We start from the raw sequence: 657 nt of genomic DNA on the forward strand, positions 1-657 counted from the left end.
TGTTCTCGCCCGCATCGCTGACCACAAGATCACTCGCATAGACGAACTAATGCCTTGGAGTTACGCTGCCAAAGCAGCGTAACCAGCACGTCGGATCAAGGGTAGAGCGCCTTCACCGGACGGGTGCTGGCGTAGATACTACAACGAAGAACGACCGCACAGCGCGATTGGGAACATACCCCCGATAACGTTGGCAAACTCAGATGGCGATACCAGCCCGCCATGCTGAGAAAAGACGGAAAACTCTGGCCCTCGGTGGCAGAAGGTTGGGTAGCAGAGCAGCAGAGCACAGACCCGCAAACTCTCGTTATGAATGAGGGAGCCTCGGGGGGCAGGTCAGTACCAATCGAAGTCCGAAGCGCCAAGGAGGCTTGAACAGGACACCAGCCCATTAAGATGCATCCGATACAAAACTCCCAACGTAACATTTGATTGCCCTCCATAGGCTTTCAGAGATGATACCAATACAGTGCGAAGACAGCTTTGATGGTCTTTCAAGTAAACTGTGCCTATCGGCTGAATCCCTCCCCCTTTTTGCTGGAGGCTGATTGAGCGAAGCTTCACAGCCATGTCTACGCTTTCCGGATTTGCAACAATTTGAGTTTCCTGCAAAACGCGATGACGTTCCGAGACGAGTATCCCCTCTCCAGACAGGCT

General features: G+C 53.1%; 1 protein-coding gene and 1 pseudogene. One reads left to right on the forward strand and one right to left on the reverse strand.

Annotation, left to right across the window (positions count from 1 at the left end; translation table 11 throughout):
* Positions 1-127: 127 nt before the first annotated feature.
* A pseudogene (locus tag ACPGUT_RS16075) lies at positions 128-229 on the forward strand (integrase core domain-containing protein); the annotation flags it as partial.
* Positions 230-336: 107 nt separating this feature from the next.
* On the opposite strand, the gene ACPGUT_RS16080 reads toward ACPGUT_RS16075, so the two are convergent.
* A partial coding sequence (locus tag ACPGUT_RS16080; RefSeq protein WP_423993126.1) for a hypothetical protein occupies positions 337-657 on the reverse strand: 321 nt, incomplete at its 5' end.

Source organism: Halocynthiibacter sp. (genome assembly GCF_049608145.1).
Lineage (GTDB): Bacteria > Pseudomonadota > Alphaproteobacteria > Rhodobacterales > Rhodobacteraceae > Halocynthiibacter.